The organism is Myxococcus sp. AS-1-15, from assembly GCF_020037055.1.
In the GTDB taxonomy this organism is placed as follows: Bacteria; Myxococcota; Myxococcia; order Myxococcales; family Myxococcaceae; genus Myxococcus; species Myxococcus fulvus.
Genome location: NZ_JAIQDF010000014.1, coordinates 19,966 through 35,233, shown reverse-complemented (window position 1 = coordinate 35,233; position 15,268 = coordinate 19,966). Strand labels below are relative to the sequence as shown.

At 71.2% G+C, this 15,268-nt stretch carries 16 protein-coding genes; 6 read left to right on the top strand and 10 right to left on the bottom strand.

The window, feature by feature from the left end; translation table 11 throughout:
* Nucleotides 1–18 precede the first annotated feature (18 nt).
* From bioD to K8625_RS31385, 4 genes are all read right to left on the bottom strand, one after another.
* Complete coding sequence (bioD, locus tag K8625_RS31400) at nt 19–693, bottom strand: dethiobiotin synthase (protein ID WP_223784787.1); 675 nt, start codon at nt 691–693, stop codon at nt 19–21.
* 139 nt (nt 694–832) lie between these two features.
* Nucleotides 833–2,026, bottom strand: coding sequence for an 8-amino-7-oxononanoate synthase (bioF, locus tag K8625_RS31395; RefSeq protein ID WP_223784786.1), 1,194 nt, complete (start codon nt 2,024–2,026; stop codon nt 833–835).
* Nucleotides 2,027–2,038: 12 nt separating this feature from the next.
* On the bottom strand, nt 2,039–3,067 hold the full coding sequence (gene bioB, locus K8625_RS31390) for a biotin synthase BioB (protein ID WP_223784785.1): 1,029 nt from the start codon (nt 3,065–3,067) through the stop codon (nt 2,039–2,041).
* A gap of 173 nt (nt 3,068–3,240) precedes the next feature.
* The gene (locus K8625_RS31385) at nt 3,241–3,507 is read right to left on the bottom strand and encodes a GlsB/YeaQ/YmgE family stress response membrane protein (protein ID WP_141328824.1); all 267 of its coding nucleotides are present in this window, start codon (nt 3,505–3,507) and stop codon (nt 3,241–3,243) included.
* A 225-nt stretch (nt 3,508–3,732) separates the two neighbouring features.
* On the opposite strand from K8625_RS31385, the gene radA reads away from it, so the two are divergent.
* Nucleotides 3,733–5,094: a DNA repair protein RadA gene (gene radA, locus K8625_RS31380; protein WP_223746299.1), complete on the top strand. Its 1,362-nt coding sequence runs from the start codon at nt 3,733–3,735 to the stop codon at nt 5,092–5,094.
* A gap of 6 nt (nt 5,095–5,100) precedes the next feature.
* Here the strand turns inward: radA and K8625_RS31375 are convergent, their stop codons facing one another.
* Nucleotides 5,101–5,526 carry a helix-turn-helix domain-containing protein gene (locus tag K8625_RS31375; RefSeq protein WP_223746298.1) on the bottom strand — a complete coding sequence of 142 codons (426 nt, stop codon included), beginning with the start codon at nt 5,524–5,526 and terminating at the stop codon, nt 5,101–5,103.
* A 107-nt stretch (nt 5,527–5,633) separates the two neighbouring features.
* Here K8625_RS31375 and K8625_RS31370 point away from each other — a divergent pair, with 107 nt between their 5' ends.
* The gene (locus tag K8625_RS31370) at nt 5,634–6,041 is read left to right on the top strand and encodes a DoxX family protein (protein ID WP_141328818.1); all 408 of its coding nucleotides are present in this window, start codon (nt 5,634–5,636) and stop codon (nt 6,039–6,041) included.
* Nucleotides 6,042–6,110: 69 nt separating this feature from the next.
* Here K8625_RS31370 and K8625_RS31365 read toward each other — a convergent pair whose 3' ends face one another.
* Nucleotides 6,111–6,707 (bottom strand): hypothetical protein, encoded by a 597-nt coding sequence (locus tag K8625_RS31365; RefSeq protein WP_223784784.1) that lies wholly within the window; start codon nt 6,705–6,707, stop codon nt 6,111–6,113.
* A 34-nt stretch (nt 6,708–6,741) separates the two neighbouring features.
* Nucleotides 6,742–7,428: an STAS domain-containing protein gene (locus K8625_RS31360; RefSeq protein ID WP_141328814.1), complete on the bottom strand. Its 687-nt coding sequence runs from the start codon at nt 7,426–7,428 to the stop codon at nt 6,742–6,744.
* A 433-nt stretch (nt 7,429–7,861) separates the two neighbouring features.
* Here K8625_RS31360 and K8625_RS31355 point away from each other — a divergent pair, with 433 nt between their 5' ends.
* Together K8625_RS31355 and K8625_RS31350 are read left to right on the top strand one after the other, a co-directional pair.
* Nucleotides 7,862–8,536: a hemolysin III family protein gene (locus tag K8625_RS31355; protein WP_223784783.1), complete on the top strand. Its 675-nt coding sequence runs from the start codon at nt 7,862–7,864 to the stop codon at nt 8,534–8,536.
* Nucleotides 8,537–8,846: 310 nt separating this feature from the next.
* Nucleotides 8,847–9,371: an ABATE domain-containing protein gene (locus K8625_RS31350; RefSeq protein WP_248542229.1), complete on the top strand. Its 525-nt coding sequence runs from the start codon at nt 8,847–8,849 to the stop codon at nt 9,369–9,371.
* Here the strand turns inward: K8625_RS31350 and K8625_RS31345 are convergent.
* Nucleotides 9,368–10,324: a YafY family protein gene (locus K8625_RS31345; protein ID WP_223784782.1), complete on the bottom strand. Its 957-nt coding sequence runs from the start codon at nt 10,322–10,324 to the stop codon at nt 9,368–9,370. The genes K8625_RS31350 and K8625_RS31345 overlap by 4 nt on opposite strands.
* Nucleotides 10,325–10,424: 100 nt before the next feature.
* Here K8625_RS31345 and K8625_RS31340 point away from each other — a divergent pair, with 100 nt between their 5' ends.
* Complete coding sequence (locus K8625_RS31340) at nt 10,425–11,060, top strand: LysE family translocator (RefSeq protein ID WP_223746293.1); 636 nt, start codon at nt 10,425–10,427, stop codon at nt 11,058–11,060.
* Between the two features lie 10 nt (nt 11,061–11,070).
* On the opposite strand, the gene K8625_RS31335 is transcribed toward K8625_RS31340, so the two are convergent.
* Nucleotides 11,071–11,340 (bottom strand): GlsB/YeaQ/YmgE family stress response membrane protein, encoded by a 270-nt coding sequence (locus K8625_RS31335; RefSeq protein ID WP_046711358.1) that lies wholly within the window; start codon nt 11,338–11,340, stop codon nt 11,071–11,073.
* 176 nt (nt 11,341–11,516) lie between these two features.
* Between K8625_RS31335 and K8625_RS31330 the strand changes: the two genes are divergently transcribed.
* Nucleotides 11,517–12,830 (top strand): chitosanase, encoded by a 1,314-nt coding sequence (locus K8625_RS31330; protein ID WP_223784781.1) that lies wholly within the window; start codon nt 11,517–11,519, stop codon nt 12,828–12,830.
* On the opposite strand, the gene K8625_RS31325 is transcribed toward K8625_RS31330, so the two are convergent.
* Nucleotides 12,824–15,232, bottom strand: coding sequence for a YfhO family protein (locus K8625_RS31325; RefSeq protein ID WP_223784780.1), 2,409 nt, complete (start codon nt 15,230–15,232; stop codon nt 12,824–12,826). The two genes, K8625_RS31330 and K8625_RS31325, sit on opposite strands and share 7 nt — an antisense overlap.
* Between the last annotated feature and the right edge of the window lie 36 nt (nt 15,233–15,268).

Sequence of the window (15,268 nt, the reverse complement as noted above, 5' to 3'; positions counted from 1 at the left end):
AATTCTCGGCCCCGGCGCTCACGGCATCAGAGGACGCAGGGCGCGCCGGAACGCGGCGTGCCGACGTCGCGCGTCGGGCTCGAACGGCACCGGCCCGAGCACGGGAACACCGTGGCGCGCCTGCAGTAGCGCGCGGTTGTCGCGCTCGGAGACGTCACGGGTGGAGGTGCTCCGCGAGAGCAGCACGGCGCGCACGGGGATGCGCCGGGCGGCGAGCGCCTGGAGGGACAGCGCGGTGTGGTTGAGCGTGCCCAGGCCCGCGCGCGCCACCAGCAGCACGGGCAGCCGCAGCGTCTGGATGAGGTCGATGACGTCGTGGCGCGAGTCGAGCGGGACGAAGAGCCCCCCGGCGCCCTCCACCACGGCGGGGCCGCCCTTCAGCTGCCTCCAGGCCGACAGGGTGGTCTTCCAGTCCGGCTCGCGGCCCAGGCGCGCGGCGGCCACGCCCGGGGCCACGGGCAGGCGGAAGCGGTGCGGACACAGGACATCCAGCGGGAGCGTGCTGCCGGCGGCCTCTCGCAGCGAGAGCGCGTCGGCGGGGGCGCGCAGGGAGGCGCAGCCGGACTCATAGGGCTTGAAGCCCTGGGGCGACAGGCCCGCGTCGGCGAGGAGGGACAGGAGCGCGCGCGAGGCCTGCGTCTTGCCCACCCCCGTGTCCGTGCCGGTGACGAAAATCTGGAACGGTCGGCTCATGCGGTGTTGTCTCCGTGGATCATCCCCGGGCCTTCGCGCGAAGGCCGCCGCGGACCGAGGCACGCTCGCGCGACGTACAGAATGACGAGGGCGTCTGGTCCGCGGGCGCGCCGCGCGCGAGAGGCGTGGCCCGAGGCCCTCACCACGACGTGCCACGGTCATGCACGCCCACGTGCCGCAGCGCCTCGAGCGCGAGGTCCACGTGCCCCAGCGTATGGCCCGCCGACAGGCAGAAGCGCAGCCGGCTCGTCCCCTCGGGCACCGTGGGCGGACGGATGGCCTTCACCAGCACCCCCGCCTCGCGCAGCCGCCTCGCCGCGTCCAGCGCGCGCCCGGGCTCGCCCAGGATGACCGGGAACACCGCGCTGCGAGCCTCCGCGCGCAGGCCCAGGCCCCTCAGCCCCTCCGCGAAGCGACGGATGTTGCGCCACAGCCGCTCGCGCAGCTCCACGTCCTTCTCCACCGCGTCCACCGCCACCTCCGCCGCCACGCACAGCGCCGCCGGCAAGGCCGTGGAGAAGATGAACGGCCGCGCCCGGCTCGTGAGCAGGTCCACCACCACGCGCGACGTGGCCACGTAGGCCCCCTGCCCTCCCAGCGCCTTGCTCAGCGTCCCCATGCGCAGCGCCACCCGCGACTCCAGCCCCAGCTCCTCGCACAGCCCCGCGCCCCGCGCGCCGAGCACCCCCGTCGCGTGCGCCTCGTCCACCATCAGCGCGGCGCCGTGCGCCTCACACGCCTCCACGATTGCACGCAGCGGCGCCACGTCCCCATCCATGGAGAACACCGTGTCCGTGACGACCAGCTTGCGCCGCGCCGTCGTCGACGCGAGCGCGCCCGCGAGCGCCTCCACGTCCGCGTGCGGGTACACGATGACCTTCGCGCGCGACAGCCTGCACCCATCCACCAGGGACGCATGGTTCAGCGCGTCCGAGAACACCGCGTCCCCCGGTCCCACCAGCGCGGGGAGGATGCCCGTGTTCGCCGCGTAGCCGCTGTTGAACAGCAGCACCGCCTCCGCCCGCTCGAACGCCGCGAGCCGCGCCTCCAGCCGGTGATGCGCCAGGGTGTCGCCCACCACCAGCCGGCTCGCGCCCGTGCCGACGCCGTACCGCTCCACCGCGGCAATCGCCGCCGCCCTCACCGCCGAGGACGCCGCGAGCCCCAGGTAGTCATTGGACGAGAAGTTGACGAGCGTCTCGCCCCCCACCGTCACCACCGGCCCCTGCGCCGAGTCCAGGGGCTCCAGCCCGCGCCGAAGTCCCCGCGCCTGCAGCGCCGACACATCCTCGCGCGCCCACTCCGAGGCCACGTCGCGCGTCGAATCACTCACGGCCCACTCACCCTACCGGTCCTGCCGGGGCTCCAGCGGACGGATGCCGGCCTTCTCCAGGAGCGCCATGTCCTGGGTGTACTCGGGGTTGCCCGTGGTCAAGAGCTTCTCGCCGAAGAACAGCGAGTTCGCGCCCGCCATCATGCACAAAAGCTGCGCCTCCTCGTTCATCTGCTGCCGGCCCGCCGACAGCCGCACCATCGACTGGGGCATCAGGATGCGCGCGGTGGCGATGGTGCGCACCATGTCCACCGTCTCCACCCGGGGCTGCTCCGCCAGCGGCGTGCCCTCCACCGCCACCAGCGCGTTGATGGGCACCGACTCCGGGTGGTGATCCTGATTGGCCAGCGTGCGCAGCAGGTTGCAGCGATCATCCACCGACTCGCCCAGGCCGATGATGCCGCCGCAGCACACGGAGATGCCCGCGTCCCGCACCCGCCCCAGCGTGCGCAGCCGATCTTCATACAGGCGCGTGGAGATGATGTCCCCGTAGTGCTCGGCGGAAGTGTCCAGGTTGTGGTTGTACGCGGACAGCCCCGCGTCCTTCAGGCGCTTGGCCTGGCTGTCCGTCAGCATGCCGAGCGTGGCGCACGCCTCCATCCCCAGCTCGCGCACGCCCCGCACCATCTCCAGCACGCTGTCGAACTGCGGGCCGTCCTTCACCTCGCGCCACGCGGCCCCCATGCAGAAGCGCGTGGCCCCCGCGGAGCGGGCCTTCCGGGCGGCGGCCAGCACCTCCGGCACCGCCATCAGCTTCTCCGCCTTGACGCCCGTCTTGTAGCGCGCCGCCTGCGGGCAGTACGCGCAGTCCTCCGAGCACCCGCCCGTCTTGATGGACAACAGCGAGCACAGCTGCACCTTGTTGTCCTGGAACACCGCGCGGTGCACGGTCTGCGCCCGGTGGACCAGGTCCAACAGCGGCAGCGCGTAGACGGCCTTCACCTCGGCCAGCGTCCAGTCGTGCCGCACCGCCACTCCCTCGGGAGCGGGCTCGGCGTGGTGGGCATGGCCGTGGAAGGACTCGGTGGCGACGTCGGACATGGGCTCCTCGACAGACGGCAAGAGGAGCGCGAACGTGCGCGGGCGGCGGAGACTTGTCAACCACTCAGCGAGAACAGGTTGACGACTGCCCTCCCACCCCCGAACGGACGACCGGCGCCCGAGGAGAACCCTGGAGCGCCGGCCTTCCACCCTTCATGTCATGCGGGCTCGCGTCAGACGTGGACGCGGCGCCGGCCGGCCAGTCCCACCAGGAACAGGACCAGGAGCGCGCCCAGCACGGAGAACAGCAGACCGGACGGGTGCAGGTCGAAGACGCGGCCGTCGCTGCGGAACAGCGAGCCGATGAAGCCACCCACGAAGGAGCCGACGATACCCAGCAGCGTCGTGGCCACCAGACCCATGGACTGGTTGCCGGGCATCAGGGCCCGAGCGAGAAGACCGGCGAGAAGACCGATGACCAGGAAAGCGATGATCCCCATGACACGACCTCACAGTGAGTGGTGAAGGGGGCGCACGGTGTGGCGCCCACCCGGCTTGTGCGAGGGTCAGCGCCCTTCGCGCCGCCCGTGGGAATGAAGCTGGGTCGCCCCTCCCCAACGTACAACTCGACGGCATGGGTCTTGACACCAAGCCTGCCTGCTCTCCAGACGTGCCTGCTCGTCCGCCCGTGGCGACGTCAGGGTAGTGCGATACACACCCGACCCATGGCGAAGGCGAAGACGCACTACACCTGCCAGGCGTGTGGGTACCAGACGGCGAAGTGGCTGGGGAAGTGCCCGGACTGTGGCGCATGGAGCTCGCTCCTGGAGGAAGCCGGGGCGAAGCAGGACGAGAAACGCCCGGCCTGGGGCGCCTCGGGCGGCGCGGCGAAGCCCATGCTGCTCAAGGACGTCAGCGGGGACGCGGAGGTGCGCCAGCGCACCGGCATCGCCGAGTTCGACCGGGTGCTGGGCGGCGGCGTGGTGGCGGGCTCCGTCGTCCTGTTGGGCGGCGACCCGGGCATCGGCAAGTCCACGCTGCTGCTCGCGGCCCTGGACCGGCTCGCGCGCCAGGGCGCGGTGCTCTACGTCTCCGGCGAGGAGAGCCTGCGCCAGACGAAGATGCGCGCCGAGCGGCTGCGCGTGGAGGGCGACTCCATCCACCTGTTCGCGGAGACGGACGCGGAGCGGGTGCTGGCCGCCGCCGAATCGCTCCAGCCGCGCGCGCTGGTGGTGGACTCCATCCAGACCATGTACCTGCCGGAGTTGGGCAACGCGCCGGGCAGCATCACCCAGGTGCGCGAGGTGGCCGGGCGGCTGATGGCCTACGCCAAGCGCACGGGGGTGCCCACCTTCATCGTGGGCCACGTGACGAAGGAGGGCTCCATCGCGGGCCCCCGCGTGCTCGAGCACATGGTGGACACCGTGCTCTACTTCGAGGGCGAGCGCGGCCACCCGTTCCGAATCCTGCGCGCGCACAAGAACCGCTTCGGCTCCACCAACGAGATTGGCGTCTTCGAGATGAAGGGCGCGGGCTTGGTGGAGGTCTCGGACCCGTCCGCCCTCTTCCTGTCGGAGCGCCCCGCGGGCAAGTCCGGCAGCGTCGTCACCAGCACGCTCAACGGCACCCGCCCCCTCCTGGTGGAGGTGCAGGCCTTGGTGGCCCCCACCGGCTACGGCACCGCGCGGCGCACCGCCATCGGCGTGGACAGCAACCGCGTGGCCCTGCTCGCCGCCGTGCTGGAGAAGAAGGAGGAGATTCCCCTCGTCGGGTGTGACTTGTTCGTCAACGTCGCGGGCGGCATGCAGCTCAACGAGCCCGCGTGCGACCTGGCTGTCTGCGCGGCGCTGGTGAGCAGCCTGCAGAACCGGCCGCTGGACCCGCACACGCTGGTGCTGGGCGAGGTGGGCCTGGCGGGTGAGGTGCGCGCGGTGGGCCAGGTGGAACCCCGGCTCATCGAGGCGGCGAAGATGGGCTTCAAGCGGGTGGTGATGCCCGCGGGCAGCGCCCGGCGCATGGAGGCCACGAAGCTGCGCGTGGTGGGCGTGGAGACCCTGGGCGACGCGCTCCGGGCCATGTTCGACTGACGGGCCCTACCTCCGCGTGGGCCCCGTCGGAGGAGGTGGCTTGGGCTTCTTGTCATAGCGGCCCCGGGCCGTCTGGATGGCGGCGCGGCTCTGCAGCGCCCACTTCGCCAGCTCCTGGACGGGGTCCAAGAGCGTGTGCCCCAGGGGCGTCAGCGCGTACTCCACGCGGGGCGGCACCGTGGGGTACTGGGTGCGCGTCACCAGCCCGTCCCGCTCCAGCCCCCTGAGGGTGAGCGTCAGCATGCGCTGGGAGATGCCCTCGATGCCGCGCTTCAAGTCACTGAAGCGCAGCGGCCCGTCTCCCAGGCTGCCCACGACGAGCACGCTCCACTTGTCGCCCACGCGCGTGAGGACGTCGCGCACGGCCAGACAGGACTCGGTGGCGCCATGGGGATTCTTCGAGCGGGGACGCTTGGCGGGAGGTGGTGACATGGATGTGCCTTCTTGCGGACGAAACGGGCCCCCGTTACACGAGCGCCGGTTACGGGTTGTAACCGACGAACCTTTCGGAACCCACTCCCATCAGGAGCCGTCCCCCCATGACGACCGCCGCCACCACCGCCGTCCCCGCCTCCAAACCCTGGGCCCTCTGGACGGGCCGGGTCTTCTCCGGCCTCGTCGTGCTGGCGCTGGTCGCCAGCGCGTCCATGAAGCTGCGGCAGCCCCCGGAGGTGGTGGAGGGCTTCGCCAAGTCGGGCTTCCCGGCGTCGGTGCTCGTGCCCATCGGCATCGCGGAGCTGCTCTCGGCGCTGCTCTACGCGGTGCCGCGCACGGCGGTGCTGGGGGCCATCCTCGTCACGGGCTACCTGGGCGGCGCCACGGTGACGCACGTGCGGCAGGGGGACTCGTTCCTCATCCCCGTGCTGCTGGGCGTCATCGCCTGGGGCGGCCTGTTCCTCAGGGATGCGCGCGTGCGGGCGCTGTTGCCCCTGCGCGGCCCGAACTAGGAACCACCTCCTGCCTGCAAGCCGCCGCGCCCTCGTTCCCGACGGGGGCGCGGCGGAGGTGTCCTTCCGCTACCAGGTCACGATGAAGGTGCAGGAGGCGCCGCCCTTCTGACGGCAGCCCTGGTCCGGGTCATGCGTGACGACGGCGTGGGGCATGAAGCGCTGGGCCATGCCCTTGATGAGGCCCTGGTCGAACCGGCACGGATAGGGATTGCCACACACCACGTGGCCCTCGTTCTTCCCGGGCACGGCGCTGTAAGAGTAGTGACCGATGCCGTCCGCCATCTCCCCCGTGAGGGGATTGAACATGGACCGGCCGTTCTTCCGGTGGTTCATGTGGAAGGCGATGTCGATGGAGGCGAGCCCCTTGTGGATGTCGGTGATGTCCGAGGGGAACACGGCGTTCTTGGGAATCATCGAGCCGACCTTCTCCAGGCCGCGCCCGCCCAGCAGGGAGTCGATCTTCCGGTACGCCTGGAGGTAGTCCTCCAGCGGGTACCAGGCCGTCACGTCGATGGCGCGCTCGGCGCCCGCCCCGCGCGCGGGGACCTTCATCACGTCCAGCAGGGCGTTGACGAGGACGGTGAACGACTGGATGGCCTCCACGATGGAGGCCACGCTCGCGCCCGTGACGGTGACGCCGGGCTCGTGGGTGACTTGGGACATGTGAGTCTGGGTTCCGGAAAGAGGGTTCGGAGGGCTACCGGCCGCCCGCGTCGAGAGCGCGGTGGGCGGTGTGGTTGCGCAGGTACAGGAAGCACTCCTTCAGCCCGTCACGCAGGCTGCCGAGCGTCTTCACGTCCCGCAGGTCGACGCCAATCTGCGTGAGCGTCTGGGCGATGACCGGGCTGATGCCCGTCACCACGCAGTAGGTGCCGAGCAGGCGGGCGGCGTTCACCATCTTCACGAAGTGGTTCGCGGTGGAGGTGTCCACCACCTCCACGCCCGTGATGTCGATGATGGCGCAGCGGGCCTTGCCCTGGGAGATGCGGTGGAGCAGCCGCTCGGTCATCTCCAGCGAGCGCTGCGTGTCCACCACCCCGACGATGGGCAGCGTGAGCACGTCCTCCCACAGCTCGATGATGGGCGTGGACAAGTCGCGGATGGCCAGCCGCTGCTTCTCGATGGTGGAGAGCTTCTCCTCCAGCTCGCGCCGGGCCGCGTCGAGCTTGAGCATCGACTGCTCGCTCTCCTGCACGGACGCGTGGAGCTGGCGGGCGAAGAGGTTGATGGTGTCCTCGAACGAGGAGAACACGTCATGGTTCTCCACCGCGATGAGATGCTCGTCCGGGTTGAACTCCCCGAGCGAAATCATCGCCAGCACGTCCCGGATGCGCTCGAGACGCTCGAGGTTGATTTCGATGACCTGCGGTTGCGACTGATTCATGGGCGATGAGGCCCGGGCCGTGGACGAGGGAGTTGGCGTTGGACGGCCCGAAACGGATTCGACACATCAGGGTATGCCCAAAACCTCTCAACGCTTCAAATGGGTGGACATCGACCCGGATGAAACATTGAAAAGCCCGCCTCTCCAGAGAGAGAACAGACTCCCTGGGAAGCGCAGTCAGCCCGGCGGGGCGCGGCCAATTCCTCTCAAATCGAAGACCCAAACCCAGACGGACGGGCGAGCGCTCGCGGACCGCCCGCGCGCACGGGCAACGCTTCGCGTCGGAGCCATGGACACGGCGTGGGCTCCTGGACGTCGCGGGGCCCTTCGAGTGCGGAGCAGTCGACGCTCGGGGCGGGACCGCCGTCCACGGGTGGACGGGATGTCCGGGGCGCTGACGCGCCGGTGACCGGGCGTGACTAGGACAGGGGGCATGGCGTCCATCGTCCCTCCCGAGCTCCGCGCCGTGGTCGCGGAGGTGAAGCCCCGGCTGCGAGGCGTGTCGCACGCGCTCGCATTCCTCGCGGCGTTGGGCGGCTTCATCGCGCTCGCGCTCGCGCCGGCCAAGGGCCTGCAGCACTTCGCCGACTGCGTCTTCGGCCTGTCGCTGGTGCTGATGTTCGGGACCAGCGCCACCTACCACGTGCCCACCTGGAGCCCGGCCGCGTACCAGCGCCTGCGGCGGATGGACCACGCCGCCATCTACCTGCTCATCGCGGGGACCTTCACGCCGCTGGCCACGCTGGACGCACCCGACGCGTGGACGCGGCACCTGCTCTGGGTGATGTGGGGCTGCGCGCTCACGGGCGCGGGGCTGTCGCTCCTCGGCATCTCCGGCACGCGGGGCGTGCGCTCGGTGCTCTACGTCATCCTGGGCGCGCTCTCCGCCCCGGTGATGCTGCGGCTGCCCTCGGTGGTGGGCTCGACTCGCGCGACCTGGCTCCTCCTGGGCGGCCTGCTCTACGCGGTGGGCGCCGTCGTCTACGCGCGCCGGTGGCCGGACCCCAGCCCCGCCGTCTTCGGCTACCACGAGGTCTTCCACCTCATGGTCATCGCCGCCGCCTCCACGCACTACCTCGTGCTCGTCGACTTCCTCTGGAGCCGATGACGACGGGGTGACGGCGCGCGCCCGCACCAGGACGATGCGTGCATGCGCCCTCGCGCATCTCCTCTAGTGACCCGCGCGCGCCTGGCTCCGAAGCCAGACACGGGGTGAAAACCATGCATGCGTCGGAATGAAACCCCATGGAAGGGTTACCAACTTCACGCGTGCGTTGGCGCGCATTCCAGGTAGTTTGCCATTGCGGTTCCCCCCTCCTCGAGGTCTCTCCATGGTCGCCAGGCAACGCGCTGCTCCCCCCTCCCCGCCGATTTCCAAGGGAGAGCGAAGGGACGGCTTCGCGTTCCGGGCGGGGCGCGTGTCGCTGGACCTGCCTGCGACGCTGGCGGGGCGGCTGAAGGACACGCCCCAGGAGCTGCTCCAGACGCCGAAGGACCTGGGCCGGTGGCTCATCGCCGCGGGACTGGCGGCGCAGGTGCAGGAGCCCACGGCGGAGGAGCTGGCCCAGGCGCGCGAGCTGCGCGAGGCGCTCCACCGGCTGGCCCTGGCCCGCGCGCGCGGGGAGAACTTCTCCGCGAGGGACCGCTCCATCCTCAACCGCTGGGCCGCGGAGCCGCCGCCCGCGCCCCAGCTGGGGCCTCGCGGGCTGTTCTGGGCGGGCGCGGACATCCGGGGGCTGTTGGTGACGGTGGCGCGCGACGGCGCGGAGCTGCTCGGCGGCGAGCTGGCGGAGCGCGTGCGCACGTGTGAGCAGCGCGACTGTGGCCTGCTCTTCGTGGACACCTCGCGCTCGGGCTTGCGGCGCTGGTGCTCCATGTCCGGCTGCGGCAACAAGGCCAAGGTGGCCGAGTTCCGGCGTCGGCAGCGGCAGGAGGCCCGCTAGCCACCCCCGCGCGCCAGGGCCAGCAGCTTTTGGGCGCGGGCCTCCAGCGCGGCGCGCAGCCCGTCGGGGCGCTGGATGTGGAACGCGAAGGGCAGCCGCGACAGCTCCCGCGCGAACCAGTCCAGGTCATCCGTCTGCCCCGACAGCCGCACGCCGCCGGGCACCGCCTCCAGCACGCCCAGCGTGGCGAACAGGTGCTGGCGCGCCCGGGCCAGGTCCGTGTCGAGCAGCACCTCCACGGCGAACGCGCGCGGCAGCGACGCCACCGCGGCCTCCACGTGCGCCAGCGCGTCGAAGCCGTCCGGCCGCGTGAAGTGGACGTCGAGCGGGAGCACCGCGCGCACCCGGTCCAACCGGAAGGTGCGTAAATCCTCGCGCAGGTGACAGACGCCCACCGCGTACCAGCGCCCGCCGCGCCAGACGAGGCCATACGGGTCGAAGTCGCGCTCGGTGTCCTCCTCGCGCGCGCCCCGGTAGCCCAGGCGCACGCGCTTGCGCAGCTGGGCCGCGGAGCTCAGGGCGACGAGCGCGGTGTTGTCCGCCATCTCGCGGGCGCGGGAGATGTCGAGCGTCACCGACTCGTCCACGGAGCGCACGCGCCGCTTCAGCGTCGCGGGCATCACCCGCTCCAGCTTCGCCTGGGCGCTCTCCACCGCGGGGGCCGCCTCCGCCAGGCCCAGCCCGCGCGAGGCGAGCAGCCCCACCGACAGCGCCAGCACCTCGTCCTCGGTGAACATCATGGGCGGCAGCTTGAAGCCCGCCACCAGCATGTAGGCGCCGTCCCTGCCGCGCTCGGCGGTGATGGGGATGCCCAGCTCCTCCAACTTCAGGATGTAGCGGCGCACGGTGCGCCGGTCCACCTCCAGCCGCCGCGCCAGCTCCGAGCCGCTCATCCGCCCATGGGTCTGCAGCAACTCGAGCACGGTGAGCACGCGCGTGGTGGGCCGGGACATAGGTCGGGAACCTAACGCCAGGCGCGCTCGAATCAGGGCCGATTCCGCCCTACATGCTCCGTACGGTGCCGCCCTCCCCGCTCCCCTGGAGGGCGCCCCCATGACGCAGACGTCCCACCTCTGGCTGTTCTTCGTGCTCGTGTCCGGAATCGTCATCCTCCCCGGGCTGGACATGGCCTTCGTCCTGGCCAGCTCCCTGGTGGGAGGACGCCGCTCGGGGCTGGCCGCGGTGGGCGGCATCATCTGCGGCGGCGTGTGTCACGTGGCGGTGGGGGCGACGGGGGTGGCGGTGCTGCTCGCGGTGATGCCCGCCGCGTTCAACGTGCTGCTCTGGGTGGGGGCGCTCTACGTGGCGTGGATGGGGGTGGCGCTGGTGCGAAGCCCGTCCACCTTCTCCCCGTCCTCGCAGGCCGGCCAGCGCTCCGCCCTGGCCACGTTCCGCCGGGGAGCGCTCACCAACCTGCTCAACCCGAAGGCCTACGTCTTCATGCTCGCCGTCTTCCCCCAGTTCCTGCGGAAGGAGTATGGGCCGCTGTGGCTGCAGGCCCTGGTCCTGGGGGCCATCATCGCGCTGACCCAGGGCGCGGTGTACGGCGCCATCACCCTGGTCGCGGACCGCGCGCGCGGCTGGCTGGAGTCACGTCCCTCCGCCAGCGCGCGCGTGGCTCAGGCCGTGGGAGGCCTCATGGTGCTCGCCGCCGTCGTCACCGCCCTCGAGGGCTGGCGCGGCACCTGAAGCCGCCCACTCATGTGCGTCGGACGCGTGTCGAGTGGATGGCTCTCAGGATGAGCAGCAGCACCACCGCTCCGATGAAGGCCACGAAGATGGTCCCGGCCAGGCCGCCGAAGGGCGTGCCCGCTCCCAGTGCACGGAAGATGAAGCCGCCCAGGAACGCTCCCACCACACCCACGACGATGTCGCCGATGAGCCCGTAGCCCCCGCCGACCACGGCCGACGCCAACCACCCGGCGATGAGGCCGATGACCGCCCACACTAGAATCGTTTCCAAAGACATCTCTTCCTCCTCGGGTCGCACTGATGTGTCTGGCGCAAACCTAAGCACGCCGGTTCGCGTTCGAACGGAGGCCGGTCCGTTCGCAGGGCAGGCAAGCGGGCGTCGAGCCGGTTTTGACTGACTTTCCGCTCTTTCGGAGGTAGCTGAAGGAAGACACCGCGCAAAGGAGAGCGCCCATGGGTCGTCATCGGAATGATTCACTGTGGATGAAGTGCGGAGCCCTGCTGTGGGCGGGGGCCCTGGTGGGGTGTGGTGGGGCGGAGGTGGGAGGTGGGCCGGTGGAGGAGGCCCGTGGGGAGCAGGGGCTCGCGGCCTGCGCGTATGTGATTACGACGAACACGTACGTGGGCGCGGACTGGTGGGGCACCATCGTCTTCAAGAACACGGGCGCGGCGGCGATGACGAGCCCGACGATTGCGTTCGGGGTTCCCAGCGGCGTGACGTGCGACCACGACGAGCCGGGCTGGACGCACACGCAGAGCGGGAGTACGTGCACGTACTCGCGCACCTCGGGGCTGACGGTGGGGGTGAACGCGTCCTACACGTTCTACTACTCGACGAACTCGAACACGTCGTGGACGGCGAGCAACATCGTCATCAGCGACCCGAGCTGCGGGAGCACGCCGCCTCCTCCGGGAGGTGGGCTGACGGAGAACCAGAAGAAGGTGTCGGAGGGGCTCACGAGCATCTGGGAGAACGACACGCCGGTGCTCGCGTATGCGTATTCGGAGAACATCCAGGACGGGCGCGGGTACACCAGCGGGCGCGCGGGGTTCTGCACGGGCACGGGCGACGCCATCCAGGTCATCCAGTGCTACAACGCGCGGCGCAGCGCGGCCAATGGCAACCTGATGGCCAAGTACATGCCGGGGCTGACGACCATCAACAACCGCTTCCTGTCCACGGGGCAATCGCAGCCATCCACGTCGGAGCTGGATGTCATCGGCAACTGGCGGGCGGACTGGGCCGCCAGCTACAACAACACCACCACGCGCGCGGACTTCAAGGCGTGCCAGGACCAGGTCAGCGACCAGTTCTATTACACGCCGGCCATGGCGGAGGCGAACAAGTGGGGCGCCACGAGCGCGCTGTCGAAGATGGCGCTGTATGACGCGTACATCAACCACGGCGAGTCGGGGGTGAAGAGCCTGGTGCGCGCGGCGAACAACGCGCTGGGCAACACGGCCCAGGTGGCACCGGCGGTGGGCTACAACGGAATCACCGAGTCCTCGTGGCTGCAGCGCTTCCTGGAGAAGCGCCGCGACGTGCTGGCGGCGGACGCCACGTGGCTGCAGGCCATCGACCGCGTGGCCGCGTACGAGAAGCTGCGCCGCCGGGGCAACTGGGATTTGTCCGCCGCCGTGCGCAACGACGTGCGCGCCAGCGACTGCTGGAACTCGCCCTATCCGTTCAGCGGCTACACCGTGCGCAACATCAACGCGGACGGCACCTGGAGCACCCCCGGCTCGTACACGTTCTCGTGTCAGTGAGGGGTGGGTGAGCGCCCGGGGAGCGTGACTCCGGGCGCAGGCCGCGGGCGGCGCGGCCAGGGCACCATGAGGAGCAGGCACACGAGGAACCCCAGGCCGCTCACCGCCATCGAGACGCCCTCGCCCGGCGGTGAGTAGCGCCACACCACGCGGTGGGCCCCCGGCGGGACTGCCACCGCGCGCAGGGCGTGATTGGCGACGAGGACCTCCGTCGGCACGTCGTCCACGGTGGCGCTCCAGCCGGAGAAGTACGCATCCGACAGCACCAGGACCGCCGGGTGCTTCGCCTGCACCGTCACCTCCACCTCGTCCACGCCGTATCGCTCGAGCCTGGCCTCCCCCAGGGGCTCACCCTCGGGTGGCACGGGCAACGGCGCATGGCACTCCACCACGGCCTGGAGTCCGGGAACGAAGCCGGGCGAGGAGAGCAGCGCCAGTCCCTCCTCCGCGCTCGCCACGCAGCGAGGCGCGGCGAGATACACCCGCGACAGCGGTCGGGGGTGCGCGAGCAGCGCCACGCGGAACGGCTCGCTCGTGGCGAGCACGGTGCTCTGAAGTCCCCGGGCCTTCACCTGTTGCTCGTCGGCGACGAAGTACCCGACGCCCGCGAGCGGTCCGAAGCGGTTCCACCACGGCTGCGGGTCCTTGAGCAGGTCCGCCACGCGGGCGGACAGCGCGGGCAGATACCAGTTCGCGCTCTCCACGCCCCAGGACGCGGCCGAGTCCGCCGCCAGCACCACGCGCGCGCCCGCCACCTGCGTCTCGTCCGGGGTCAGCCCCTCCATCGTCTCCGGCAGGGCGATGCCGGCGGCCGTGAAGACCCGCGCCCGTCCCTGCAACGGCTCCCCCACGCGCTGTTGGAGCGTCTCGACGAACGGTGGCGGCGCATCGAGCAGACTCCGCGCACAGGAGACATACGCGGGCTCCGTGGCGCGCCCGAGGTCGACGGCCAGCAGCGCCACCCACGCCACGCCCACCCGCCGCGAGGGCACGCGCAACAGGGCCACGCCGCCCATGGCGATGCAGGTGACGGCCATGCAGGCCGCCTCCACCGTGAGTCGCTCGCCCAACTGTCGCGACACCTCCCGCCACACCTCGGCGGGCCCCGCGTAGAGCCCGCGCAAGGACTCCGCCAGCCACAGCCCCGTCCCCGTCATGGCCAGGAGCAACACCCCCACGCCCGTGGCCAGCAGGCCCCACGCCGTGCGTCGACGCTCGTCCCGCGTGCGCCCCAGCAGCACGTCCGCGCCCCACGCGGCCAGCACCGCCAGCCAGAACGCGGCGTGCACGGTGAGCTTCTCCGGATAGCGGAAGGCCCTCCAGGGAGGCAGCAGCTCGTAGACCCATCCGTAGAGCGGCGTGTGCCGGCCGAGCATCAACAGTCCCGCCAGCCCCACGAACCCGAGCGCCAGCTGCACCCAGCGCTCCCGACGCCGCGCCCACGCCGCCACGCCCGCCAGGAACACCACCGGCAAGCCCACGTAGAGCGAGCGCGCCCAGAAGTCCGCCGTCCCCAGGCCCAACAACCCCTGGGCCACCGCGCCCCGGAGCGGCGGCTCCAGCGCGAGGACATTGCCCACCACCAGGTCCAGCACGCGCAGCGGATGCACGGACCACAGCTGCGCGGCCTCCGCGGTGCGCCGCTGCGCAAAGGTCTCCGGCAACACCGACGCGGAGGCCCACAGCTGCGCCGTGGACACCACCACCGCGAGCAGGAGCCCCGCCCCCGCCACCAGCACCGCGCGCCGTCGGGACACGCCCTCGCCGAGCGGCCCCAGGAGCACCACCAGCGCCACCGTGGCGCCGCCCACCGTGAAGCCCTGCGGGTCGCCCGCGAGCAGCACCAGCGCCAACGTCACCCCCAGGGCGCCCGCCGCCGCCCGCGAGGCCCGGGTCAGCACCGCGTCGGAGAACAGCAGGAGCCACGGCAGCATGGCCGCGGCCTGGAGGTACAGCAGGTTGCTGGTGAGGCTGACCAGATAGCCGCTCAGCGTGAAGGCGAGCGCCCCCAGCACCGAGGCCTCGATGCTGGCCCGCCGCGCCCGCAGGAACAGGTACGTGCCCGTGGCCGCCAGCGGATAACACGCGAGCACCATCACCGTGAGGGCCACCGGGCCGTCGAACAGCAGCATCAGCACGTTGGCCGGGTGGAACGCGCCCGTGACGGTGGCGCCCGCGAAGGGCTGCCCCAGCGCGTTGAAGGGATACCAGCCAGGCCACGCGCCCTGGCTTACACACGCCGCCCAGTACTCCCGCGTCGGGGCGTACACGCGCAGCATGTCCCGCTCGCAGAACACGCCCCCCGAGGCGAGCAGCCGATGGAAGAACAGCAGCGTCCCGAGGACCGAGGCCCCCAGGATGAGGAGGCCCTCGCGCGCGCGGGTCGAAAGAGGAGAGGACATGCGGTGCTCCGCCTTCTAGCAGAGGAGGAAGGGCCC